The sequence below is a fragment of the Sphingomonas sp. Leaf230 genome, assembly GCF_001421745.1.
Classification (GTDB): Bacteria; Pseudomonadota; Alphaproteobacteria; order Sphingomonadales; family Sphingomonadaceae; genus Sphingomonas.
Genome location: NZ_LMKW01000010.1, coordinates 19,328 through 41,772 on the forward strand (window position 1 = coordinate 19,328; position 22,445 = coordinate 41,772).

A 22,445-nucleotide genomic window follows, 5' to 3' on the forward strand; every position below is an offset into this window, starting at 1 on the left:
GCGAAGCGTTGCGGTTATTTTACCGGGCGTTTCTCGAGCTTTCGCGCAAGCGTGCGGCGGTGCATGCCGAGACGGCGCGCGGTCTCCGAAATGTTGAAGTCGGTTTCGGCGAGCGTGGTGTGGATCCGCTCCCATTCGAGCGTCTTGATCGAGGTCGGGCGTTCGGACAATTCGGTGTCGACGCTGCCCTCGGTGCGATCGAACGCGGCCTCGATGTCGTCGGTGTTCGAGGGTTTGACGAGATAGTGCGAGGCGCCGAGCTTGATCGCTTCGACCGCGGTGGCGATGCTGGCGAAGCCAGTGAGGACGACGACGAGAATCTCGGGGTCGTGCGCGTGGAGCGTCTGGACGCAGACGAGGCCGGACGCGCCGCCCAGCTTCAGGTCGACGACCGCGTAGCGGGGGGTGCGCTCGGCCAATTGCTCGACGAGTTCCTCGTGGCTGGCGGCCTGCATCACCTCGTAGCCGCGGCGTTCGAACGAGCGGCGGAGCGTGCGGGCGAAGGTCTCGTCGTCCTCGACGATCGCCAGGAGTTTCGGTTCGGTTATGGCGTCCGTCACGGTGCTTGTCATGACAGGGCGATCGCGGAGAGGGGCATGCGGATCGTGACTTCCGCGCCGCCGCCTTCACAGTTCACGACGGACACGCCGCCGCCGAGCTTGCGCATGACGTTGACCGCGAGGAACAGGCCGAGGCCGTGGCCGGGCTCGCGCTTGCTCGACTGATAGGGTTTGCCGAAACTGGCGAGGCGTTCGTCGCTGAAGCCGGGGCCGCGGTCGCGGACGATCAGCGCGAGGTCGCCGTCGGTGCGTTCGCCGCGGAACGCGACCCAGTGCGGCGAGGCTTCGGCGGCGTTGTCGAGCACGTTGGCGATCACCTGTTTGAGCGCGGGGTCGGACACGACCTGCGGATCGTCGCCGACTCGCGTGGTATAATCGAAATCGACCGACGGGTGCACCGCGCGCCATTCGTCGACGATCCCGTCGAGGAGCTGGTGGAGCGGCATGATCTCGGGTGCTTCGCCGCGCGCTTCGCCGGCCGACAGGAGAATGCCGGTGACGATCGCCTTGCAGCGCTGGACCTCGGACTGCATCTCGACGATCTCAGCCTGGAGGTCGGCGTCCTGCGCGAGCGTCGGCATGCGGCGCCAGTCGGCTAAGATGACCGCGATCGACGCGAGCGGCGTGCCGAGCTCGTGTGCGGCCCCCGACGCGAGCAAGCCCATGCGGACGATGTGATCCTCCTCCGCGGCCTGCTGGCGCAGGTCGGCGAGGCGGGTGTCGCGGGCGCGCAAGTTTCCGGTGATGCGGGTCATGAACAGCATCAGCAGCGTCGCGATCAGCATGAAGCAGAGCAGCGAGCCGATCGTGTAGAGCAGGAAATACTCGCCGCTGTAATCGGGGGGCAGGATCAGCGGGCGGTAATAGAGCGTGAGCACGCCGAAACACGCGGCGGTGACGGCGACGATCGCCCAGCTCGACCAGCGATCGAGCAACACGGCGCCGAGCACGACGTGGAGCAAATAGAGCGAGATGAACGGGTTGGTCGCGCCGCCAGCGAGATACAGCTGCGTGGTGAGCAGGCCGACGTCGAACAGGAGCGCAAGCAGGAGCTGGATGTTCGCGCCCTTGCGCCAGCCGTAGAGCGGCATGCTGGCGAGGTTGAGACCTACCGCGGCGGCGAGTGCGGCCATCATCGGGACCAGCGGGAGGTCGAAGCCAAGACCGAAGCGCGCGAACAATATGGTGACGAACTGGCCGGCGACCGCGATCCAGCGCAGCGTCACGAGCTGCCGCATGTTGGCGTTGCCGGTCGCGTCGGTGCGTGCGGTCGCGAGCGCGAGCCAGCGTTGCCAGCCCTGGCGTGCCGCCTCCGAGGTCATGCCGCCCCCCGCCGCTTCCGCGCATCCTGGCGGACGAACACGACGAACGCACCGATCGTCATCGCGGCGAGCGCGAACCAGGTCAGCATGTAGACGAGGTGGTTGTTGGGGAAGGCGATGATCGTCAGGCCGCCGACCGGGGCGGCCGTGCCGGTCTTGTCCGCGTCGACGAAATAGGGGGCGACGTTCGACAGGCCACGCGCGCTGGCGATCGCATCGACATCGCGCGAATACCATTTGCCGGTGGCGGGGTCGTTGTGGCGCAGGAAGCCGCCGCCGGGCTCGGTGATGCGGAGATAGCCGGTGATCGTGACCGGGCCGGTCGACTTGGTATGCGCGACGCGCTGCTCGGGCGAGACATAGCCGCGGTTGACGATGACAGTGAAGCCTTCGCGCGTCCGCAAAGGTGTGACGACCCAATAGCCGCTGCCGAGCGCGGTTGCGGCGCGGACCAGCGTCTCACGCGAATTATCGAAGGTGCCGTCGAGGCGGATACGGCGATAGGCGTCGGTGGTGGCGGTAATCCTGCCCCAGGAGCCGGGTCCGGGCGGGGCGACCGGCGCGGCATGTGCACGCGCCGCAACCTGTTCGATCAGGTTGAGCTTCCAGGTGCGGCGCTCGACCTGCCAGATGCCGAGCGCCATGAACCCGGCGAACAGCAGCAGCGCGACCAGGCCTGCGACATAGACGGCAGGGCCCGGTCGCGTCTTCATCACATGTCTGCCGCGGCCTGCATCGGCATCATGTTCGTGTTCATGTGGTACATCACCCAGATCGATCCGCTGAGCGTGATGACGACGAGGATGATCGTGAAGATCAGCGCCATCATCGTCCAGCCGCCTTCCGACTTGCCGCTCATGTGCAGGAAGTAGATCATGTGGACGACGATCTGCGCGACCGCGAACACCATCACGACGAGCGCGGCGGTCGACGGATCCTTGAACGCGCCGGTCATGACTGCCCAGAACGGGATCGCGGTCAGGATGACCGAGAGGAAGAACCCCTTGAGGTAGCTGCCACGCGTGCCGTGTGCTGCGCCATTGTCATGGTCGTGATCGGCGTGCGGATTGTTCGCCGGTGCTTGGGGATCGCTCATCGCAGGGTGCCCATCAGATAGACGAAGGTAAAGACGCCGATCCAGATGACGTCGAGGAAATGCCAGAACATGCTGAGGCACATCAGGCGGCGCTTGTTCGCGGCGATCAGGCCGTGCTTCTGGACCTGGACCATCAGCGTGACGAGCCAGATCAGGCCCATCGTGACGTGAAGGCCGTGCGTGCCGACGAGCGTGAAGAACGACGACAGGAACGCGCTGCGGGTCGGGCCCGCACCCTCATGGATGAGGTTGGCGAACTCGTACATTTCGATCGACAGGAACGCCAAGCCGAACAGGCCGGTGAAGACCAGCCACATCTGCATGACGCGCTGGCGACCTTCCTCCATCGACAGCATCGCGAAGCCGTAGGTGATCGACGAGAACAACAGCATCGCGGTGTTCACCGCCACCAGCGGCAGCTCGAAGATCTCCTTCGGGCTGGGACCGCCGGCATAGCTGTTGCCGAGCACGGCATAGGCCGCGAACAGCACCGCGAAGATGAGGCAATCGCTCATCAGGTACATCCAGAAGCCCAGCATCGTGCTGGCGCCGTCGGGATGCTCGTGCTCGTCGATGTCGTAGAACGAGACCTTCTCGGTCTCGTTCAGGCCATCCTTCATGGGTATTGCGGACATCGCGTCAGGCTCCCTGGGTCGCGAGCTGGCGGGTGCGCGCGTTCTCGGTGGCGATCACGTCCTCGACCGGGATGTGGAAGTCGCGCTTGTAATTGAAGGTGTGGAAGATCGTCGTGCCGAAGATGCCGGCGAGTGCCAGCCCTGCGAGCCACCAGATATACCAGATCATCGCGAACCCGAACGCCACGCTGAGGCCGGCGAGCACGACGCCCGTGCCGGTGCCGCTCGGCATGTGGATCGACTTGAAGCCGGTCACGGGCCGCTCGTGCTTGCGCTCCTTCATGTCGTACCAGGCGTCCAGGTCATGGACGATCGGCGTGAACGCGAAGTTGTACTCCGGTGGCGGCGACGAGGTCGCCCACTCCAGCGTACGGCCACCCCAGGGATCGCCACTGTGATCGGCCAGCGCCTCGCGGTTGCGGATGCTGACGAAGATCTGGAGCAGGAAGGCACCGATGCCGGCTGCGATCAGGGCTGCACCGAAGGCGGCGATGACGAACCAGATCTGCAGGTTTGGATCGTCGAAATAGCGCATCCGGCGAGTCACGCCCATCAGGCCGAGCACGTAGAGCGGCATGAACGCGAAGTAGAAGCCGACCACCCAGCACCAGAACGATACCGTGCCCCACTTCTTGTCCAGCTTGAAGCCGAACGCCTTCGGGAACCAGTAGTTGATGCCGGCGAACATGCCGAACAGCGTGCCGCCGATGATCACGTTATGGAAATGCGCGACCAGGAACAGCGAGTTGTGCAGCACGAAGTCGGCTGGCGGCACCGCGAGCAGCACGCCGGTCATGCCGCCGATCGTGAAGGTCACCATGAAGGCGATCGTCCACATCATCGGCAGTTCGAACCGGATCCGGCCCTTGTACATCGTGAACAGCCAGTTGAAGATCTTGGCCCCTGTCGGGATCGAGATGATCATCGTGGTGATGCCGAAGAACGAGTTCACGCTCGCGCCCGAGCCCATCGTGAAGAAGTGGTGCAGCCAGACGAGATAGGCGAGGATCGTGATGACGAGCGTCGCATAGACCATCGAGCTGTAGCCGAAGAGGCGCTTGCCCGAGAAGGTTGAGGTGACTTCCGAGAAGATGCCGAACGCCGGCAGGACCAGGATGTAGACCTCGGGGTGACCCCAGATCCAGATCAGGTTGACGTACATCATCGGGTTGCCGCCCGAGTCGTTCGTGAAGAACGCCGTACCGATGTAGCGGTCGAGCGACAGCATCGCGAGAACCGCGGTCAGGACCGGGAAGGCGGCGACGATCAGGATGTTGGTGCAGAGCGACGTCCAGGTGAAGATCGGCATCTTCATCATGGTCATGCCGGGTGCGCGCATCTTGACGATGGTCGCGACCAGGTTGACGCCGGACAACAGCGTACCGATGCCCGCGATCTGCAGCGCCCAGATATAGTAATCGACACCGACGTCCGGCGAATACGCCAACCCTGAGAGGGGCGGCATCGCGAGCCAACCGGTCCGCGCGAACTCACCGATGAACAGCGACATCATGACGATCACGGCACCGGCCGTGGTCATCCAGAAGCTGAAATTGTTGAGGAACGGGAACGACACGTCGCGTGCACCGATCTGGAGCGGAACGACATAGTTCATCAGGCCCGTGACCATCGGCATCGCCACGAAGAAGATCATGATCACGCCGTGCGCGGTGAAGACCTGGTCGTAGTGATGCGCGGTCAGGTATCCTTCGGACCCGTTGAACGCCATCGCCTGCTGCGCACGCATCATGATCGCGTCGGAGAACCCGCGCAGCAGCATGACGATCGCGAGGATCATGTACATGATCCCGATCTTCTTGTGGTCCACGCTCGTGAACCACTCGTTCCAGAGATAGCCCCAGACCTTGAAGTAGGTCAGCGCGGCGACGAGACCGAGCCCGCCGATCGCCACCATCGCGAAGGTGGCGACGACGATCGGTTCGTGCAGCGGCAGCGACTCCAGGGTCAGGCGGCCGAAGATAGTCTTCAACAGTGTGTCGTTCATGATGGTTCTCTAGCCGTTCGCGACGGGGCGCGTGCCCGGCATGGTGGAGGGGGTCAGCATCGTGTGATTGCGGTTGGACTGCGAGCCGGGGGCGCTGTTTGCGCCATCCTTTTTGATGTCGGCCGGCGCGGTCCAGTGGTTGCCGCTTCCCTTTTCGTCCGCGTCCTTCATCAGGGCGCCTTCGGGATGACCGGTGTCCTGCGGGCCCTTGCCGCCATTGACTCCGGGCATCGCCATGCCGGCGTGCGAGTCCCCCCCGCCTTTGCCGCCGTGCATCATCTGCGACATGCAGACCTTGCCAGGCTGGACGCACTGCTCGACGACCAGCTTGAACATGTTCGCCTCGACCGCATTGTAATAGCGGACCGGGACCTTCTCGCTCGGCTTCTCCAGCTGGAGATAGCTCGCGCGGTTCAGACCGCCCCCACGCTGTTTGACCTGGTTGACCCAGGCCTGGAAGCCCGCGTCGCTGACGCCGTGGAAGCGGAAGCGCATCCCCGAGAAGCCCGCGCCGCTGTAGTTGGACGAGAAGCCCTCGTAGTTGCCTGGCTTGTTGATCACCGCGTTCAGCGTCGTCTGCATGCCGGGCATCGTGTAGATCATGCCGGCGAGCGCAGGAATGTAGAACGCGTTCATCACCGACGACGAGGTCATCTGGAAACGGATCGGACGATCGACCGGCGCGGCCAGTTCGTTGACCGTGGCGATGCCGTATTCCGGATAGATGAACAGCCACTTCCAATCGAGCGCGACCACCTGAACCTCGAGCGGCTTGCCGACGCCGTTCGCCAGCTGCTGCTTGTCGACCAGGTTGCCGACCGGCACGTTGTTCGCGAGCGTAGGCGCGTCGGGCTTGATCCGGCCGAGCGGGCGGTACGGATCGAGCAGATGCGTGCTGGTCCAGGTCAGCGCACCGAGCGCGATGATGATCAGCAGCGGAATGCCCCAGATCAGCAGCTCGAGACCGACCGAGTGATCCCAGTTGGGCTCGTACTTAGCGGTCTTGTTCGACTGGCGGTAGCGGAACGCGAACAGCAGCGTGAGGCAGATCACCGGAACGATGATCAACAGCATCAGCCCGGTCGCGATCAGCACGAGATCGCGCTGTTGCACTGCGATATCGCCCGAAGGCGACATCACGACCCAGTTGCAGCCGCTGGTGAGCAGCGCAAGCGGCAGCACGGCCAGCCATTTTTTCGCGCGGGAAACGGTTTTCTCAACGATCATGCGGATCCCCTACGCCTCGCTTTCGCCGCGCTACAGTGGACAATTTGTCCAATGGGCGCTGCACTGCAACATCGGCATGGCTTTATCGTTACCGGGGGTAGCATAGATTGCCCCTGCCCGCATCCGCCAGAACAGCGTATGATGGGTTCGCGCCCTGAAGAGCGAGTTGAAGAATGAGTGCAAACACAGTCCCCGAGACGAGCTTCGAAGCCGATGCTCGCAGTATCCACAGCGACGGCGAGCACGTCACGCCCGGCGTGATCGCGATCGGCGTGGTGATCGGCCGCACCTCGGAATTCTTCGACTTCTTCGTGTACGCGATCGCCTCGGTGCTCGTGTTCCCGACCTTGGTGTTCCCGTATGTCGACCGGTTGCAGGGCACGCTCTATTCGTTCGCGGTATTCGCGCTGGCATTCATCGCCCGCCCGATCGGTTCGATCATCTTCATTGCGGTCGATCGCGCCTACGGCCGCAGCGTCAAGCTGACGATCTCGCTGTTCTTGCTCGGCACCTCGACGGTCGCGATGGGGTTCATCCCCGGCTATGACCAAGTCGGCAACTGGTCGGTCGCGATCCTCGCGCTGCTCCGTATCGGCCAGGGTATCGCGCTTGGCGGTGCCTGGGACGGTCTCGCTTCGCTGTTGTCGCTGAACTCACCGGAAAAGCATCGTGGCTGGTACGCGATGCTGCCACAGCTCGGGGCGCCGATCGGCCTGCTGGTCGCGAGCGGTCTGTTCGCATTCTTTGTCGCCGCACTGCCGACCGAGGACTTCTTCGCCTGGGGCTGGCGCTATCCGTTCTTCGTGGCGTTCGCGATCAACGTCGTCGCACTGTTCGCACGCCTTCGCCTGGTGGTGACGCCCGAGTTCGAGGAAATGTACTCGAAGCGCGAACTGGAGCCTGCACCGGTGGTGGAGACCGTGCAGTCGCAGTGGAAGACGATCTGGCTCGGCTCGTTCGTGCCGCTCGCGAGCTTCGCGTTGTTCCACATGGTCACGGTGTTCCCGCTGTCGTGGGTCGTGCTGTTCACGCGTGAGGCGCCGGCGCGCTTCCTGGTGGTCGAAGTGATCGGCGCGGTGATCGGGATCGGCGCGATGCTGGTATCGGGGCTGCTTGCGGACCGGTTCGGGCGTCGCACGATGCTCGGCACGATCGCGGTGCTGATCGCGGTGTTCGCGATCGCCGCACCGTCGCTGCTCGATGGCGGCGACGTCGGCGAGCGCCTGTTCATGGGCATCGGCTTCCTGTTGTTCGGCCTGTCGTTCGGCCAGTCCTCGGGCGCGATCGCCTCGAGCCTGTCGCCGCAGCACCGCTATACTGGCTCGGCACTGACAACCGATCTGGCGTGGCTGTTCGGTGCGGGGTTCGCTCCGTTGGCGGCGCTGCTGCTGACGAGCGAGCTGGGTCTGGCGGCGAGCGGCGCGTATCTGTTCTCGGGCGCGGTGTTCACGCTGATCGCGCTGGGTCTGAACAAGCAGCTCGCCAAGCGCGATATCGCGCGGTGATTGGTCGGGGCTGACGGACTTACCGGACAGCCCCTCTCTGAACGCACGAAAACACTACCCGAGCTGACGAGCCCCACCCCGGCGAAGGCCGGGGCCCAATTGGCAAGGCTGCAGTAACGGAGCACCGTCCTTAGTTAGCACTGTCCCCCAATTGGGCCCCGGCCTTCGCCGGGGTGGCGGCGGTTAGGAAGGCGCGGACGACCCACCAGAACCGTTCCCCCGCGAAGGCGGGGGTCCAGGAGCCACCAGCGCCACCGCCTGTAACACTGGACTCCCGCCTTCGCGGGAGAACAATAGTTAGCGGGTCGTCATTCAAACCCGCTTGCGATCCAGTCCCCAGGACACAGCCCAGATCGCAAACCCGCCAAGCGCCAGCGCGGTCCCGACCCACCCGGTCGACGGCAATCCATACCCGCCCGCGATCGCCAGCCCGCCGAGCCAGGGCCCAAGCGCATTGGCCGTATTGAACGCGGAATGGTTCAGCGCCGCCGCCAACGTCTGCGCCTCCTCCGCGACATCCATCAGCCGCGTCTGCAGGATCGTCGACAACCCGCCCCCGCAGCCGATCAGCACCACCACCGGCAGCATCGCCCACAGATGCGGCGTCGCCGGCGCATAGAGTGCGAGCGCCCCTGCCCCGAACAGCAAGGTGATCCCCGCCGCCGGCATCAGCGCCACGTCCGCAGCCTTGGCGCAGACCAACGTGCCGATCGTCATCCCGACGCCGAACAGTGCAAACGCAACCGGCGTGAACGCGGACGACACCCCCGTGACCTCGGTCAGCGTCGAGGCGAGATAGGTGTAGACGCAGAAGATCCCGCCGAACCCGACTGCGCCGATGGCGAGCGTCAGCCACACCTGCCCGTTACGCAATGCCGCGAGTTCGCCCAGTGGGCTCGCATCCTTGGCAGGCCGCAGGACCGGCGCGAACCGAAACAGCATCGCCACCGTCGCGGCCGCGATGATCGCGACGATCCCGAAACCCCAGCGCCAACCGAACCACTGGCCGATGCCGTTCGCCAGCGGCACGCCCGCGATCGTCGCGATCGTCAGCCCGAGCATCATCCGCGACACCGCCCGCGACCGCTGCTCCCGCGGCACCATCGACGCCGCGACCAGCGACCCGACCCCAAAATACGCGCCATGCGGCAGGCCGCTCAGGAACCGGGCGAGCAGCATCAGGTGATAGGTCGGCGCGAGCGCGGACAGGCCGTTGGCGATCCCAAGGAACGTCATCAACCCGATCAGCAACACTCGCCGCTCGATCTTCGCCGCCAGCACCGCGATCGTCGGCGCGCCCACCACCACGCCTAGCGCATAGGCACTGATGACATGCCCCGCGGTCGGCTCGTCGATCCCGAGTCCGCGCGCGAACTGCGGCAACAGGCTCATCGCCGCGAACTCGGTGGTGCCGATCGCGAACCCGCCGACGGCGAGCGCTAGCAACGCCATGCGCGTATCGACAGGTTTCATGGGGTATCGCTTTCGTAAGGTCAGGGCCGCCGCAGAATGCTGCGTCGCAGCAAATGCCTCTATCAGCCCGGGCGTCGCATCTTGAACAAGGAATCCTCCGTGATCGCAAAGTAATCCGCGGGGCCGCCGCCGCGCAGGATCGGGTTCGCGCGGGCGGTCTGATAGACACCGTCCTCCAGCATCGCCGAGTCGATGTGGATCGCGACCGCCTCGCCGAGCACCAGCCACTGGTCCAGCTCTTTGCCCTCCTTGGTCTCCAATCGGATCAGCTGAGTCAGCTTGCACTCGAACTGCGCGCGTGAGGCAGCCACGCGCGCCGGCTTGACCTTCGTCGAGGCGGCCATCTCAAGCCCCGCCAGTGCGAACTCGTCGACGTCCGCCGGCACGCTCGCCGAGGTCGCGTTCATCGCCTCGCCGAGATCGCGCGTGACGAGGTTCCAGACGAACTCGCCGGTCGCCTCGATATTGGCGACGCTGTCCTTCCAGCCCATCGACGAGAAGCCGATGATCGGCGGGGTGTAGTTGAACAGGTTGAAGAAACTGTACGGCGCGAGGTTGGCGACACCGTCTGCGGACACCGTGCTGACCCAGCCGATCGGCCGCGGAGCGACGATCGCGTTGAGGGGATCGTGCGGCAGGCGATGGCCGTTTATGGGCTCGTAAGAATGCCATTCGGTCATACATGTATTCCTGCTAAGTCACGGTCTGACTGCCTATAGCGAAGGTCGAGCATGAACGATCCCACTGCCCCGATTGTCATCAAGCGCCACCGGATGGCGACGCGCGTCTGGCACTGGGTGACGGTGGTGACGATGTTCATCATGATCGGCAGCGGGATCGGCATTCTGAAAGCGCATCCGCGGCTGTATTGGGGACGGTATGGCGCGAATTTCGATACCGCGTGGACGACGCTCGACCAGTGGCCGAGCTGGCTGGTGTCGCTGCTCAACCTGCTGACGATCCCGACGAGCTACAACCTCGCGCTGTCGCGGCGCTGGCATTTGCTGTTCGCGCTGGTGCTCGCCTTCGCGCTGCTCGGGTTCATGATCGTCAGCCTGATCAACAAGCATTTCCAACGCGATCTTCGCGTGCGTGCCGCCGAGCTTTCGCCACGCGAAGTGGTGCACGACGTGAAGGAGCATCTCGCCTTCCGCTTCCACGATCCCAGGAAGCCGGGCGCGTACAATATCCTCCAGAAGCTGTCGTACGTGGTGACGATCTTTGTCCTGATCCCGGTGATGATCCTGACCGGGTTGACGATGTCGCCGGGGATGGATGCGGCGTGGCCTTGGTTGCTCGAAGTGTTCGGTGGGCGGCAGTCGGCGCGCTCGATCCACTTCATTGCCGCCACCGGGCTGGTGCTGTTCATCATCGCGCATCTGGCGCTGGTGATCCTGGCGGGGACGTGGAACGAAGTGCGGTCGATGATTACCGGGCGTTGGAAAATACCTGCCCACACGTCGGAGGACGTCGCATGAGTTCGCTAATCTCCCGCCGCTCGCTCGTCATGGGCGCGACCATCGGTGCAGGCGCGCTGCTCGCTGGCTGCGACAAGATCGCCGCGAACCCGGAGGCGCGGAAGATCCTGTTCATGGGCGAGGACATGAATCGCGGGTTGCAGCGTGCGCTGACCAACCGCAACGCGCTCGCGCCCGAGTTCAGCCCTGCGCAGATGTCGCCGATCTTTCGGTCGAACGGCACGAACAATCCGGGGACGGCGGAGTATACCGCGATGGTCGCCAATAATTTCGCGGGTTACCGGCTCAAGGTCGGCGGGCTGGTCGATCGGCCGCTGTCGGTCTCGCTTCCGCAACTCCGCCAGATGCCATCGCGTGCGCAGATCACGCGGCACGACTGTGTCGAGGGCTGGAGCGCGATCGGCAAATGGCAGGGGCCGAAGCTCGGCGCGCTGCTGACCACTGCGGGATTGCAGAAGTCCGCGCGCTACATCGTGTTCACCTGCGCCGACCTGTTCGGTGGCGCGAACTATTACGAGTCGGTCGATCTGGTCGACGCGTTCCATCCGCAGACGATTCTTGCCTGGGCGTTGAACGATCAGGTGCTCGACGTCGCGCACGGCGCGCCTGTCCGTCTGCGGGTCGAACGACAACTCGGCTACAAGCACGCCAAATACGTCATGGCGATCGACGCGGTCGCCAGTCTCGCCGGGATCGGCAAGGGCAAGGGCGGCTATTGGGAAGATAACGTGGATTATGACTGGTACGCAGGCATCTGAGCCGCCCCGAGGGGTAGCGCAATTCCGTACCAGTCATTAGCTAACGCGGCATGGCCCTATTCGATCGTTTCCTGGCTCGGCAGGTTAAAACCGGCGAACTCACGCTCATCCACGCGGACGGCACGACCAAGCATTTCGGCAAGCCCGATGCCGCGTACAACCCGGTCACGATCCGGCTGACCCAGCCCGGCGTCGCGGGCGCGATCGTCCGCCACCCGGCGCTCGGCGCGGCGGAGGCGTTCATGGATGGGCGCCTCGTCATCGAACGCGGCGACATTCGCGATCTGGTCAACCTGCTCAAGGGCAATAGCCCGTGGGAGCGTGGCGGCGGCCTTAATCCGTCGCTGCCGATCAAGCTGCTCGACAAGGTCGTCCACCGCGTCGACCGTGTGAACATGGCGCGCCGGTCGAAGAAGAACGTCGCGCATCACTACGACCTGTCGGATCGCCTGTACGACCTGTTCCTCGACGCGGACCGGCAATATTCCTGCGCGTATTTCACCGAACCGGGCAACAGCCTGGAGCAGGCGCAGTCGGACAAGAAGGCGCACATCGCCGCGAAGCTTGCGATCCAGCCAGGCATGCGCGTGCTCGACATCGGCTGCGGCTGGGGTGGGATGGCGCTGTACCTGCACGCGAAGACTGGTGCCGAGGTGCTTGGCGTGACGTTGTCCGAAGAGCAGTTAAAGGTCGCACGGCGTCGCGCGGAGGAAGCCGGCGTCGCCGACAAGGTGAAGTTCGAGCTGATCGACTACCGCGCGTTGACGGGCAGTTTCGACCGGATCGTGTCGGTCGGTATGTTCGAGCATGTCGGACCCGCACACTACAAGGCGTTCTTCCGTAAATGTCGCGACCTGCTGACCGCGGACGGCGTGATGCTGCTCCATACGATCGGTCGGATGGGCGGTCCGGGCGTCACCGACACCTTCACGACCAAGTACATCTTCCCGGGCGGGTACAACCCGGCGCTGTCGGAGATCGTGAAGGGGTATGAGGGACTGCGGATGTTCCCGACCGATATCGAGGTCTTGCGCGTCCATTACGCGCTGACGATCGACCAATGGTACGATCGCACGGTGGCCGCGAAGGACGCGATCGTCGCGTTGTACGACGAGCGGTTCTACCGGATGTGGACGTTCTATCTTGCCGGCGCAGCGGCGGCGTTCCGGACCGGGGGGATGGTCAATTACCAGATCCAGTTGTCGAAGAGCCGACTGACACTGCCGCTGACGCGCGACTACATGATCGAGGGCGAGCGGGCGTTGCGGGAGGGGTGACCCGCTCTGCCCCCTGGAAGGGAGCGGCTTAACCTGCTCCCCTCCCTGGAAGGGAGGGGCTGGGGGTGGGTCTGCTGCTTGGGATGAGCGGCGCTCGCAAAACGGGCCGACCCACCCCTAACCCCTCCCTTCCAGGGAGGGGAATTGGTTACGCTTTAGCGCGGCCCCTGCATCTCCGACTTCGCCGCAGCGCGCTCGTCGCCGCCGATCTTGCCGTCCTTGTTCGCGTCGTACTTCGCAAACGTCGCCGCGAGCAGCGCCTGCGCCTCGGCCTGCGTGACCTTGCCGTCCTTGTTCTTGTCTGCGCTGGTAAACCACAGGTCGGCGAGACGCTTGGCGTGGACCGGATCCGGGCGGCCCGGCCCGACCTTCATGTTGCCGATCCGCGCCTGCACTTCCGCGCGCGTTAGGACGCCGTCCTTGTTGGTGTCCGACGCGGCGAACTCGGTCTTGAACTTGGCCGAAGCGGACGCGCGGGTTTCCTGCGCGAGAGCCGGAGTCGCAAGGCCGGCAAGGACGAGAAGGGTAAGGCTTTGGCGTAGCACGGTGCGGTAACTCCAGAGGATTTGGGCGGCGAATAGACCGGTTCGGTTGTACGCGCCATTAACGCGCGTGGTTGCATGGCGAGCGCCCAGCGCATAGGGGCGCGGGCATTGGATATTGCCGAAGGACCCTGCCCGTGACCGATCAGATCAACCGCGTCGTGCTCGCCTATTCCGGTGGCCTGGACACGAGCGTGATCCTGAAATGGCTCCAGCAGACGTATAACTGCGAAGTCGTGACCTTCACCGCCGATCTCGGCCAAGGCGAGGAACTCGAACCGGCGCGCGCCAAGGCCGAGATGATGGGCGTCAAGCCCGAGCACATCTTCGTCGACGACCTGCGCGAGGAGTTCGTCCGCGACTACGTGTTCCCGATGATGCGCTCGAACGCGCTGTACGAGGGGCTGTACCTGCTCGGCACGTCGATCGCCCGGCCGCTCATCGCCAAGCGCCAGATCGAGATCGCCAAGATGGTCGGTGCCGACGCGGTCAGCCACGGCGCGACCGGCAAGGGCAACGACCAGGTCCGCTTCGAGCTCGGCTATTACGCGCTGTCGCCCGACATCAAGGTCATCGCGCCGTGGCGTGAGTGGGACCTCACCAGCCGCACGCGCCTGATCGAGTTCGCCGAGCAGCACCAGATCCCCGTCAGCAAGGACAAGCGCGGCCAGGCGCCGTTCTCGACCGATGCGAACATGCTGCACACGTCGAGCGAAGGCCTCGTGCTCGAGAACCCGTGGGACGAGGTCCCCGACTATGTCTACTCGCGCACCGTGAACCCCGAGGACGCGCCCGACGTCCCTGAGTACATCACGATCGATTTCGAGCACGGCGACGGCGTCGCGATCAACGGCGAGGGGATGAGCCCGGCCACCCTGCTGTCGACGCTCAACGAGTATGGCCGCCGTCACGGCATCGGCCGTCTCGACCTCGTCGAGAACCGCTTCGTCGGCATGAAGAGCCGCGGCATGTACGAGACTCCCGGTGGCACGATCTATCACCTCGCGCATCGCGGCATCGAGCAGCTGACGCTCGATCGCGGCGCCGCGCATCTGAAGGACGAGCTGGCGCCACGTTATGCCGAGCTGATCTACAACGGGTTCTGGTTCAGCCCCGAGCGCGAGATGCTGCAGGCCGCGATCGACCACAGCCAGGAGAAGGTGTCGGGCACCGTCCGCCTGAAGCTCTACAAGGGCGGCGTGTACGTGGTCGGGCGGAAATCGCCGAACTCGCTGTATTCGGAGAAGGTCGTGACGTTCGAGGACGACCAGGGCGCCTACGACCAGCGCGATGCGGCAGGCTTCATCAAGCTGAACGCACTGCGCCTGCGCCTGCTCGGACGGCGCGATCAATAGGGGCGACCAGTAACCCGTTCCCCGCTGGACCTCTCGTAATGCCGAAGTTTGCGGGGAAGATCGTCAACTCGTCGTGCGCGCACTTGTCTAGTGCGCCCACCCGCCCCTAGGGTTCGACGATATGATTACTCAGGGGGAAAAGCTGCATTGGTGGCAGACGCGCGCATTCGTTGCCGCGGTTGCGATCGCGTCGATCATACCGCTGCTGTGGCCAGAGATCCCACCGCTGGTCGACCTGCCCGGGCATATGGGCCGGTACCGCGTCCAGCTGGCGATCGCCGACAATCCCTGGTTGAATCAATGGTATAACTTCCGCTGGCAGATGATCGGCAACCTCGGCATCGACCTGCTGATCGTGCCGCTTGCGCCGATCTTCGGGTTGCAGCTGGCGGTCAAGCTGATCGTGATGGCGATCCCGGCGCTGACAGTGACCGGGGTGCTCTGGATCGCGCGCGAGGTGCACGGGCGAATCCCCGCGACCGCGCTGTTCGCGCTGCCGCTCGCCTACAGCTATCCGTTCCAGTTCGGATTCGTGAATTTCGCGCTCGGCATGGCACTCGCGCTCAACCTGTTCGCACTGTGGCTGCGGATGGGGCGGCTCGACCGGCGGCAGCTGCGGACCATCATCTTCGTCCCCGTCTCGTGCCTGTTGTGGCTGTGCCATACGTTCGGCTGGGGCGTTCTGGGCGTGCTCGCCTTCTCCGCCGAGCTGATCCGCCAGCACGACATCCGCCGCGACAGCGATCCCAAGAGCTGGGCGCATGGCTGGTTCAAGGCGTGCATCCAGGCGGGGCTGAACTGCCTGCCGCTGGCGCTGCCGATGGTGATGATGATCGTCTGGCGCTCGGGTGATCATGTCGGCGGCAAGACGCAGGACTGGTTCAACTGGCGCTGGAAGATGAACTGGATCACGATGGTCCTGCGCGATCGGTGGATGACGTTCGACATCGCGTCGGTCACCGTGCTGTTCGTGATCCTGTTCCGCGGCGTGCGCGACCAGACGATCGAATATTCGCGCAACCTGAGCCTGTCGGCGCTGTTCCTCGCGATCGTGTATATCCTGCTGCCGCGGATCGTGTTCGGCTCGGCCTATGCCGACATGCGGCTCGCGCCGTTCATGCTCGGGATCGCGGTGATCGCGCTGCGGCCGCGGCACGGGCTTTCGTTGCGTGGCGCGGCGGTGCTTGCGGTGCTGGGCTTTGCGTTCTTCGGTGTGCGGCTCGCGGGGACGACGGTCAGCTACCTGATGTACGATCGCAGCTACGACCAGGCGATCGCGGCGATCGATACGGTGCCCGAGCGGTCTCGCGTCGTGTCGTTCGTCGGGCGGCGCTGTCGCGACGACTGGGCCTATTCGCGGCTCGAGCATGTGCCGGCGCTGCTGCTGGAGCGGCGGCTGGCGTTCACCAACGACCAGTGGTCGATGGCCGGCGCGCAGTTGATGACGACGCAGTATCCGGCGGCGAAGGGGTTTGCGCATGATCCGTCGGAGATCGTCAGCGACATCAAGTGCCGTGGCCAGTTCTGGCGGCCGATCGGCGTCGCGCTGCAGAAATTCCCGCGCGATGCGTTCGATTATGTGTGGCTGATCCACCCGCCGAAGTTCGATTCGAAACTGGTTCGCGACCTGACGCTTATCCGGCGTGACGGCACGAGCCTGCTCTACCGCGTCAACCGGGTTGCTGCTGCTCGCCCCGCCGGAACGGAGTAAGTTCGCCGAGATACTCCTGCTGCTCGGCGACAGCTTCGCGCTCGCGGACGAGATAGTCGGCGATTGCGCGGCGGAAGCTCGGGTCGGGGATGTAGTGGGCGGAATAGGTCGCGACCGGGGCATAGCCACGCGCGAGCTTGTGTTCGCCCTGTGCGCCGGCCTCGACCGTCTTCAAGCCGCGCGCGATGGCGGCGTCGATCGCCTGGTAATAGCAGAGCTCGAAATGGAGGAACGGCACCTCCTCCGTCGCGCCCCAGTATCGGCCGTAGAGCGTGTCGTCGCCGATCAGGTTGAGCGCGCCGGCGATCGGTACGCCTTCGCGCTCGGCGAGGATGAGCAGCACGCGGTCGCCCATGGTCTTGCCGATCTGGTCGAAAAAGCCGCGCGTCAGATACGGTTGGCCCCATTTGCGGCTGCCGGTGTCCTGGTAGAAGACCCAGAACGCGTCCCAATGCTCAGGCGTGATTTCGGCACCGATCAGATGGCGGATCGTCAGGCCTTCGACAGCGGCGGCGCGCTCCTTGCGGATCGCCTTGCGCTTGCGGCTGGCGAGGACGGCGAGGAAGTCGTCGAAGCTGGCGTAGCCGTCGTTCTGCCAGTGGAACTGCGTGCCTTGGCGGATCAGCCAGCCAGCCGCCTCGAACAGTGCCACTTCGTCGGGATCGATGAAGGTGGCGTGCGCGGAGGATAGCCCGCTCTGGTCGGTGACTGCCTCCAGCGCGGCGATCAGCGCGGGGGCTTGCTCGCGGTCGCGGAGCAGCAGGCGCGGGCCGGGAACCGGGCTGAACGGCGCCGCGATCTGGAGCTTGGGGTAATATTGGCCCCCTGCCCGCTCCCACGCGTCCGCCCAGCCCTGGTCGAAGACGTATTCGCCCTGGCTGTGGCTCTTGGCATAGGCGGGCGCGATTCCCGCTGGCTTGCCGTCGGGACCGTCGACCACCACCGGCAGCGCCTGCCAGCCGGAACGGCCACCGACGCTTTTCGAGGCTTCGAGCGCGGACAGGAAGGCGTGGCCGACGAACGGGTTGGCGGTGCCGGAACACGCCTCCCAGTCCGCGGCCGCGATCGAGGTGACGCCTTGGGCGATGCGGGCTGTGACGGCGTTCATCCGCGACATTTGGGGTAGCGGGGTGCCGATAGCAAAGGGCGCGTCAGCTTATCTCGAAGGAAAACAGCCGTCCGCCCCATACGCTGTTCTCGCGCGAAGGCGGGAGCCCAGGACCACATGGGCTGCGCTTGGTAACCCTGGGCTCCCGCTTTCGCGGGAGAACAAGTCCGTCAGGCGGAAACTTGAACGATCGCGTCGATCTCGACAGCGGCGCCGAGCGGGAGGACGGGAACGCCTACTGCCGCGCGCGCATGCTTGCCGGCATCACCGAACAGCGCGACCATCAAGTCCGAAGCGCCATTGGCGACTTTCGCCTGGTCGGTGAAATCTCCGGTCGAGTTGACGAACACGCCAAGCTTCACGATCCGCTCGACGCGGCCGAGCGTGCCGAGGGCGGCCTTCATCTGTGCGACGAGCATGAGCGCACAGAGCTTGGCGGCCTCCTGCGCGTCTTCGAGCGACACGCCGTCTCCGACGCGTCCGGTGACGAGCTGGCCGTCCTTGAACGGCAACTGGCCCGAGATGTGGAGCATGCCGTTCGCCAGCACGGTCGGGACATAGGACGCCACGGGTGCGGCAGCCTGCGGGAGGGTGAGGCCCAGCTCTTCGAGCTTGCGGTCGATACGATCGGTCATGGGGGAGGTATCACCACAGCGGTGGGGGATGGGTCAAGTGGGCCTTGGTACGAACCGCCGTTCGAGCAATCCTCCCCCGCCAGGGGGAGGTGACGCCGCAGGCGACGGAGGGGGAGGCACACGCAACAAGGGTTTCCCTTACCTCCCCCTCCGTCTGGCAACGGCCAGCCACCTCCCCCTTGCAGGGGAGGATCGAGAGATTAGGCGTCCGCCGGCAAACCCGCTTCGAACCGCGCGGCGATCCAGTCCGCCGCCTCGCGCCAGTCGTCGATCCGCGCGTGGGCCTCTGGCGCCTTCGGCACACTCACCGCCAGCGTCGGCTCAGAGACCATGTGCAACCGGTGCACCCCCGGCGCGTGCTTGGCGACCGACTCGTGATGCACCGCGAGATCATCGACGAATACCGTCACCGGCGAGCCATATTCCTCGACCAGCCGCGATACCGGCGTACCCTTGCCGCCCTGGTTGCACTCGACCCGGTGCTCGATCCCGAACTTCGCCAGTTGCTCGATCCGCGGCTGGCGGCATTCGTCTTGGAGGTTGGTGAGAATGACGATGTCCGCCACCTGCGCCAGCCGCTCCAGCGCCTCGACCGCGTGCGGGACCAGCGTCTGGCGGTGCATCTCGCCGGGGAAGAACTCGCCGAGCATCGCCCACATATCCTCGCGCGTCGGCGGCGGGCCGCCATCGCGGCGCGTCATCGCGGTCGAGAAATCGCCGTGCTGGATCTGGAAGTCGATGTCGTGACGCTGGTCGAGCCAGACGCCGAAATGCTTGACCATGTGCAGCAGCACTTCGTCACAATCGCTGATCAGCAGCGGCCTCATGCTTCGAAGTCTCCTTGATCGAGTCTGGCATGCGCGCGGACCAACGCTTCCGGCTTCACCCCGAGCGATTCGGCACACGCGATCAGGTCCGGCTCATGGTTTTCCAGGAAGCCCAACGCCGCCGACAGTACCGCCGGATCGCTTGCTCGCGCACGCAGGTCGCTCGGGTCGAGGCCGGTCACCGACAACAGCCGCATCGCGCGGTCGGGTTCGCCCAACGTCCATACTAGCGCGCGCAGAGCGAGCGCTTCGGCGTCTTCGTTTGAATCACGGTCGCGCATTGCCTATCGTGCCTTCTTTCCGGATAAGGTGCGGCGGTGACAAAGAAGGTGCTCGTTGTCGAGGACAACGAACTCAACCTCAAACTATTCTGCGACCTGCTGCGCGCGCACCAGTTCGCCGTCGAACCCGTGCGCGACGGCCGCGAAGCCGTTGCGCGCGCTCGGGAATTCGTGCCCGACCTGATCATCATGGACATCCAGATGCCGCACGTCACCGGCTACGAGATCATTCTTGAGCTGAAGGCGGACGAGGACTTGCGCGCGATTCCCGTGATGGCGGTGACGGCGTATGCCGGGCGCGAGGACGAGGAGCGGATTCGGGCTGCGGGCGCGGACTCGTATGTGTCCAAGCCGATCAGCCTGGCGCGGTTCATGGACGCGGTGGGGGCGCTGATCTGAGCAGCCCGGCTGTCCAATCTTCCGTTCGTGCTGAGTAGAGACCGAGTAGCTTCGTCAGAAGCGTATCGAGGGCTCGTATCGAAGCATGCGTTCCGCGCGCCAACCTGTCCTTCGATACGCCATCTCGATACGCCGCCTACGGCGACTACTCCGATGGCTACTCAGGACGAACGGGACAGGGGGCAAACGGAAGGGGGAGGGACGACCGGAAGAGAATCACAAACGCCAAAAGCCGCGAGGGCTACCCCGCGGCTTTTCGGATCTTCGCAATCAGACGGCGGTTCGCACCGCCGGCCGGATTACTTGATCTTGGCTTCCTTGAACTCGACATGCTTGCGCACGACGGGATCGTACTTCGAGAAGGAGAGCTTCTCCGTCTTGGTACGGGGATTCTTCTTGGTGACGTAGAAGAAGCCGGTGTCAGCGGTGCTGAGCAGCTTGATCTTTACGGTGGTCGGCTTGGCCATGAGCCCAATTCCTATGGCTTGAAAATGCGAAAGCGGCGAACTGACGCCGCCGCTCCATCAGGGGCGGCGCATGGCGGACGTAGGGAGCGAAGTCAAGCTTTACCCGGTCGCTGCACGTCGAGATCGTTCATTTAACCCGCTATTCACTACCACAAGCGCATCATATCATCAGATAAAGACAGGAGCGGGATCGTGGGGCAGGCGCTGGTTCGAATCGACGACATGATCGCGGTGAAAGCCGATCTCGCAGCGCGAATCGCGGCGATCGATGTCCGAGCACCCTATTCCCGCCCCTGCGACATCGCCACCGAGATCGATGCGATCCGCGTGATCGCGCATACCAACGGTCTCAACCCCGCCGTCACGGTTGCGCATTTCGTCGATTCGGCGCTGTCACGCGGCGAGCATGGCGCGCTGGTGCATGGATGGCTGTCGATCCTGCGCGATGCGGTCGGGTGCGAACGGCAGGACGTCCAGGCGTGCCACGCGTTCGCTGCGGCCTGTTCGGTGCGCCTTGCGGGATAATTCATGGACGCGTTGATGGCGGCGCTGGTCGCGGCGGCGCTGGCGCAGGTCGGCGATCGGACGGCTTGGCTCGCGGCGATCCTGTCGGACCGGTACCGAAAGCCGGGTCTTGTGATCGCGATGGCGGCGCTGGCGTTGTTCGCGGCGAGCGGCCTGGCGGCGGCGCTCGGCGCGGTGATCGGACCGAAGCTTGCCCCCAATGCGCAACAACTGATGCTCGCGCTCGCGTTGCTGTTGCAGGGTGGTGGATCGTTCTTTCCGGCCAAGGCACCCGAGCGGCTGGATCGCTGGAAGATCGGCGCGATCGCCACTACCGCGCTCGGCCTGTTCATCCTGGCTTTCGGCGACGGCGTTCAGTTCATCGTCCTGACGCTTGCCGCGCGGACGCCCGTCCCGGCCCTCGCGGCGATCGGCGCGACGATCGGCTCGCTGGTGGTGATCGTCCCCGCCGCGCTGATGGGCGAGGCCGCGTGGCTGAAACTGCCGCTCAAGCCGCTGCGCATCGCCATCGGCACCGTGTTCCTGATCTTCGGTATCGTCCTGGCGCTAGGCGCACTACGCTTGGTCTGACGGCCGGGAGCAAGTTTGCGTTCGGATCGTTCACGCGACGACTTTCCAACGGGAGCTAAACATGGCCGAGATCAACCCTGCCCTCGACACGCCGACCGACCTGCCGAGCAACAGCACCAAATCGGTCGCCGATGCGCTGAACGCAGCGCTCGCCGATTGCTATGCGCTGTATCTCAAGACCAAGAATTTCCACTGGCACATGTCTGGGCCGCATTTCCGCGACTATCATTTGCTGCTCGACGACCAGTCCGCGCAGATCATCGGCGTGACCGACGCGATCGCCGAGCGCGTGCGCAAGACGGGCAACACGACTCTGCGCTCGATCGGCGACATCTCGCGCCACCAGACGATCGCGGACAACGACATGGCGTTCGTCGGCCCGACCGAAATGCTCGCCGAACTGCGCGAGGACAATCTGAAGCTCGTCGAGCAGTTCCGCATCGTCAAGGACGCCGCGGATGCGGCCAAGGACAACGCGACGAGTGGGATCGTCGATGAGTGGACCGATCATGCCGAGGAGCGTGCGTGGTTCCTGTTCGAGGCTAGCCGAAAGGGTTGAGAGCGGCGCCGTCGCCTCAATCCTCCCCCGCCAGGGGGAGGTGGCGCCGGTAGGCGACGGACGGGGAGGACACGGAACATCAGTTCCCGCTTACCTCCCCCTCCGTCTGGCAAAGGCCAGACACCTCCCC

The 22,445-nt window shown here is 64.8% G+C and carries 25 protein-coding genes; 10 read left to right on the top strand and 15 right to left on the bottom strand.

Features of this window, described 5'->3' with window-relative positions; genetic code table 11:
- Positions 1-14: 14 nt before the first annotated feature.
- The 7 genes from ASE82_RS12055 to ASE82_RS12085 are packed head-to-tail and all read right to left on the bottom strand — an operon-like array spanning position 15 to position 6,845.
- Positions 15-548: a response regulator transcription factor gene (locus ASE82_RS12055; RefSeq protein ID WP_056490014.1), complete on the bottom strand. Its 534-nt coding sequence runs from the start codon at positions 546-548 to the stop codon at positions 15-17.
- Between the two features lie 20 nt (positions 549-568).
- A complete protein-coding gene (locus ASE82_RS12060; protein ID WP_056063525.1) occupies positions 569-1,882 on the bottom strand; it encodes an ATP-binding protein in 1,314 nt (437 codons plus the stop codon).
- The gene (locus ASE82_RS12065; RefSeq protein ID WP_056063528.1) at positions 1,879-2,595 is read right to left on the bottom strand and encodes an SURF1 family protein; all 717 of its coding nucleotides are present in this window, start codon (positions 2,593-2,595) and stop codon (positions 1,879-1,881) included. Before ASE82_RS12065 ends, ASE82_RS12060 begins: the two co-directional genes overlap by 4 nt.
- Complete coding sequence (gene cyoD / locus ASE82_RS12070; protein ID WP_056063531.1) at positions 2,595-2,978, bottom strand: cytochrome o ubiquinol oxidase subunit IV; 384 nt, start codon at positions 2,976-2,978, stop codon at positions 2,595-2,597. The genes ASE82_RS12065 and cyoD overlap by 1 nt, the downstream gene beginning before the upstream one ends.
- Positions 2,975-3,613: a cytochrome o ubiquinol oxidase subunit III gene (gene cyoC / locus ASE82_RS12075; RefSeq protein ID WP_056063533.1), complete on the bottom strand. Its 639-nt coding sequence runs from the start codon at positions 3,611-3,613 to the stop codon at positions 2,975-2,977. Before cyoC ends, cyoD begins: the two co-directional genes overlap by 4 nt.
- A 4-nt stretch (positions 3,614-3,617) precedes the next feature.
- On the bottom strand, positions 3,618-5,618 hold the full coding sequence (cyoB, locus tag ASE82_RS12080; RefSeq protein ID WP_056063536.1) for a cytochrome o ubiquinol oxidase subunit I: 2,001 nt from the start codon (positions 5,616-5,618) through the stop codon (positions 3,618-3,620).
- 9 nt (positions 5,619-5,627) lie between these two features.
- The gene (locus ASE82_RS12085; protein WP_056063539.1) at positions 5,628-6,845 is read right to left on the bottom strand and encodes a ubiquinol oxidase subunit II; all 1,218 of its coding nucleotides are present in this window, start codon (positions 6,843-6,845) and stop codon (positions 5,628-5,630) included.
- A 173-nt stretch (positions 6,846-7,018) separates the two neighbouring features.
- Here ASE82_RS12085 and ASE82_RS12090 point away from each other — a divergent pair, with 173 nt between their 5' ends.
- A complete protein-coding gene (locus ASE82_RS12090) occupies positions 7,019-8,350 on the top strand; it encodes an MFS transporter (RefSeq protein WP_056063542.1) in 1,332 nt (443 codons plus the stop codon).
- A 312-nt stretch (positions 8,351-8,662) separates the two neighbouring features.
- Here ASE82_RS12090 and ASE82_RS12095 read toward each other — a convergent pair whose 3' ends face one another.
- Together ASE82_RS12095 and ASE82_RS12100 are read right to left on the bottom strand one after the other, a co-directional pair.
- Positions 8,663-9,823, bottom strand: coding sequence for an MFS transporter (locus ASE82_RS12095; protein ID WP_056063545.1), 1,161 nt, complete (start codon positions 9,821-9,823; stop codon positions 8,663-8,665).
- Positions 9,824-9,885: 62 nt separating this feature from the next.
- On the bottom strand, positions 9,886-10,503 hold the full coding sequence (locus ASE82_RS12100; protein WP_056063547.1) for a flavin reductase family protein: 618 nt from the start codon (positions 10,501-10,503) through the stop codon (positions 9,886-9,888).
- 51 nt (positions 10,504-10,554) lie between these two features.
- On the opposite strand from ASE82_RS12100, the gene ASE82_RS12105 reads away from it, so the two are divergent.
- Genes ASE82_RS12105 through ASE82_RS12115 form a run of 3 tightly spaced genes read left to right on the top strand, consistent with a single transcriptional unit; the run spans position 10,555 to position 13,336 of the window.
- The gene (locus ASE82_RS12105) at positions 10,555-11,301 is read left to right on the top strand and encodes a cytochrome b/b6 domain-containing protein (RefSeq protein ID WP_056063550.1); all 747 of its coding nucleotides are present in this window, start codon (positions 10,555-10,557) and stop codon (positions 11,299-11,301) included.
- Positions 11,298-12,059: a molybdopterin-dependent oxidoreductase gene (locus ASE82_RS12110; protein ID WP_056063553.1), complete on the top strand. Its 762-nt coding sequence runs from the start codon at positions 11,298-11,300 to the stop codon at positions 12,057-12,059. The genes ASE82_RS12105 and ASE82_RS12110 overlap by 4 nt, the downstream gene beginning before the upstream one ends.
- 50 nt (positions 12,060-12,109) lie before the next feature.
- Positions 12,110-13,336 carry an SAM-dependent methyltransferase gene (locus tag ASE82_RS12115; RefSeq protein WP_056063556.1) on the top strand — a complete coding sequence of 409 codons (1,227 nt, stop codon included), beginning with the start codon at positions 12,110-12,112 and terminating at the stop codon, positions 13,334-13,336.
- Between the two features lie 155 nt (positions 13,337-13,491).
- Here ASE82_RS12115 and ASE82_RS12120 read toward each other — a convergent pair whose 3' ends face one another.
- Positions 13,492-13,881, bottom strand: a complete 390-nt coding sequence (locus ASE82_RS12120; protein WP_056063559.1) for an EF-hand domain-containing protein — start codon at positions 13,879-13,881, stop codon at positions 13,492-13,494.
- Positions 13,882-14,015: 134 nt separating this feature from the next.
- Here ASE82_RS12120 and ASE82_RS12125 point away from each other — a divergent pair, with 134 nt between their 5' ends.
- Positions 14,016-15,233 (top strand): argininosuccinate synthase, encoded by a 1,218-nt coding sequence (locus ASE82_RS12125; RefSeq protein WP_056063562.1) that lies wholly within the window; start codon positions 14,016-14,018, stop codon positions 15,231-15,233.
- 121 nt (positions 15,234-15,354) lie between these two features.
- Positions 15,355-16,944: a hypothetical protein gene (locus ASE82_RS12130; protein WP_200910719.1), complete on the top strand. Its 1,590-nt coding sequence runs from the start codon at positions 15,355-15,357 to the stop codon at positions 16,942-16,944.
- Here the strand turns inward: ASE82_RS12130 and ASE82_RS12135 are convergent.
- The 4 genes from ASE82_RS12135 to ASE82_RS12150 all read right to left on the bottom strand — a co-directional run bounded on the left by ASE82_RS12135 (position 16,904) and on the right by ASE82_RS12150 (position 19,795).
- The gene (locus ASE82_RS12135; protein ID WP_056064646.1) at positions 16,904-18,052 is read right to left on the bottom strand and encodes a GNAT family N-acetyltransferase; all 1,149 of its coding nucleotides are present in this window, start codon (positions 18,050-18,052) and stop codon (positions 16,904-16,906) included. The two genes, ASE82_RS12130 and ASE82_RS12135, sit on opposite strands and share 41 nt — an antisense overlap.
- A 170-nt stretch (positions 18,053-18,222) precedes the next feature.
- Positions 18,223-18,687: a RidA family protein gene (locus tag ASE82_RS12140; protein WP_056063565.1), complete on the bottom strand. Its 465-nt coding sequence runs from the start codon at positions 18,685-18,687 to the stop codon at positions 18,223-18,225.
- Positions 18,688-18,887: 200 nt separating this feature from the next.
- The gene (locus ASE82_RS12145; RefSeq protein WP_056063568.1) at positions 18,888-19,514 is read right to left on the bottom strand and encodes a hypothetical protein; all 627 of its coding nucleotides are present in this window, start codon (positions 19,512-19,514) and stop codon (positions 18,888-18,890) included.
- Positions 19,511-19,795: a DUF3572 domain-containing protein gene (locus tag ASE82_RS12150; RefSeq protein WP_056063571.1), complete on the bottom strand. Its 285-nt coding sequence runs from the start codon at positions 19,793-19,795 to the stop codon at positions 19,511-19,513. The genes ASE82_RS12145 and ASE82_RS12150 overlap by 4 nt, the downstream gene beginning before the upstream one ends.
- A 36-nt stretch (positions 19,796-19,831) precedes the next feature.
- Between ASE82_RS12150 and ASE82_RS12155 the strand changes: the two genes are divergently transcribed.
- Entirely contained in the window at positions 19,832-20,194 is a 363-nt protein-coding gene (locus tag ASE82_RS12155) for a response regulator (RefSeq protein ID WP_056063573.1), read from the top strand.
- A 299-nt stretch (positions 20,195-20,493) separates the two neighbouring features.
- Here the strand turns inward: ASE82_RS12155 and rpmG are convergent, their stop codons facing one another.
- Positions 20,494-20,661 carry a 50S ribosomal protein L33 gene (rpmG, locus tag ASE82_RS12160; protein WP_055881863.1) on the bottom strand — a complete coding sequence of 56 codons (168 nt, stop codon included), beginning with the start codon at positions 20,659-20,661 and terminating at the stop codon, positions 20,494-20,496.
- A gap of 192 nt (positions 20,662-20,853) precedes the next feature.
- On the opposite strand from rpmG, the gene ASE82_RS12165 reads away from it, so the two are divergent.
- The 3 genes from ASE82_RS12165 (at position 20,854) to ASE82_RS12175 (ending at position 22,315) form a co-directional block, all read left to right on the top strand.
- Entirely contained in the window at positions 20,854-21,186 is a 333-nt protein-coding gene (locus ASE82_RS12165) for a hypothetical protein (protein WP_235524686.1), read from the top strand.
- A 3-nt stretch (positions 21,187-21,189) separates the two neighbouring features.
- Complete coding sequence (locus ASE82_RS12170) at positions 21,190-21,756, top strand: TMEM165/GDT1 family protein (RefSeq protein WP_056063575.1); 567 nt, start codon at positions 21,190-21,192, stop codon at positions 21,754-21,756.
- Positions 21,757-21,817: 61 nt separating this feature from the next.
- Positions 21,818-22,315, top strand: a complete 498-nt coding sequence (locus ASE82_RS12175) for a Dps family protein (RefSeq protein ID WP_056063578.1) — start codon at positions 21,818-21,820, stop codon at positions 22,313-22,315.
- Positions 22,316-22,445: the final 130 nt, after the last annotated feature.

Bases quoted from the DNA above. Each gene is read 5' to 3' on its own strand.
- ASE82_RS12060 (WP_056063525.1), bottom strand. From the start codon at position 1,882: ATGACCTCGGAGGCGGCACGCCAGGGCTGGCAACGCTGGCTCGCGCTC.
- ASE82_RS12065 (WP_056063528.1), bottom strand. From the start codon at position 2,595: ATGAAGACGCGACCGGGCCCTGCCGTCTATGTCGCAGGCCTGGTCGCG.
- cyoD (WP_056063531.1), bottom strand. From the start codon at position 2,978: ATGAGCGATCCCCAAGCACCGGCGAACAATCCGCACGCCGATCACGAC.
- cyoC (WP_056063533.1), bottom strand. From the start codon at position 3,613: ATGTCCGCAATACCCATGAAGGATGGCCTGAACGAGACCGAGAAGGTC.
- cyoB (WP_056063536.1), bottom strand. From the start codon at position 5,618: ATGAACGACACACTGTTGAAGACTATCTTCGGCCGCCTGACCCTGGAG.
- ASE82_RS12085 (WP_056063539.1), bottom strand. From the start codon at position 6,845: ATGATCGTTGAGAAAACCGTTTCCCGCGCGAAAAAATGGCTGGCCGTG.
- ASE82_RS12090 (WP_056063542.1), top strand. From the start codon at position 7,019: ATGAGTGCAAACACAGTCCCCGAGACGAGCTTCGAAGCCGATGCTCGC.
- ASE82_RS12095 (WP_056063545.1), bottom strand. From the start codon at position 9,823: ATGAAACCTGTCGATACGCGCATGGCGTTGCTAGCGCTCGCCGTCGGC.
- ASE82_RS12100 (WP_056063547.1), bottom strand. From the start codon at position 10,503: ATGACCGAATGGCATTCTTACGAGCCCATAAACGGCCATCGCCTGCCG.
- ASE82_RS12105 (WP_056063550.1), top strand. From the start codon at position 10,555: ATGAACGATCCCACTGCCCCGATTGTCATCAAGCGCCACCGGATGGCG.
- ASE82_RS12110 (WP_056063553.1), top strand. From the start codon at position 11,298: ATGAGTTCGCTAATCTCCCGCCGCTCGCTCGTCATGGGCGCGACCATC.
- ASE82_RS12115 (WP_056063556.1), top strand. From the start codon at position 12,110: ATGGCCCTATTCGATCGTTTCCTGGCTCGGCAGGTTAAAACCGGCGAA.
- ASE82_RS12130 (WP_200910719.1), top strand. From the start codon at position 15,355: ATGATTACTCAGGGGGAAAAGCTGCATTGGTGGCAGACGCGCGCATTC.
- ASE82_RS12135 (WP_056064646.1), bottom strand. From the start codon at position 18,052: ATGAACGCCGTCACAGCCCGCATCGCCCAAGGCGTCACCTCGATCGCG.
- ASE82_RS12140 (WP_056063565.1), bottom strand. From the start codon at position 18,687: ATGACCGATCGTATCGACCGCAAGCTCGAAGAGCTGGGCCTCACCCTC.
- ASE82_RS12145 (WP_056063568.1), bottom strand. From the start codon at position 19,514: ATGAGGCCGCTGCTGATCAGCGATTGTGACGAAGTGCTGCTGCACATG.
- ASE82_RS12150 (WP_056063571.1), bottom strand. From the start codon at position 19,795: ATGCGCGACCGTGATTCAAACGAAGACGCCGAAGCGCTCGCTCTGCGC.
- rpmG (WP_055881863.1), bottom strand. From the start codon at position 20,661: ATGGCCAAGCCGACCACCGTAAAGATCAAGCTGCTCAGCACCGCTGAC.
- ASE82_RS12170 (WP_056063575.1), top strand. From the start codon at position 21,190: ATGGACGCGTTGATGGCGGCGCTGGTCGCGGCGGCGCTGGCGCAGGTC.
- ASE82_RS12175 (WP_056063578.1), top strand. From the start codon at position 21,818: ATGGCCGAGATCAACCCTGCCCTCGACACGCCGACCGACCTGCCGAGC.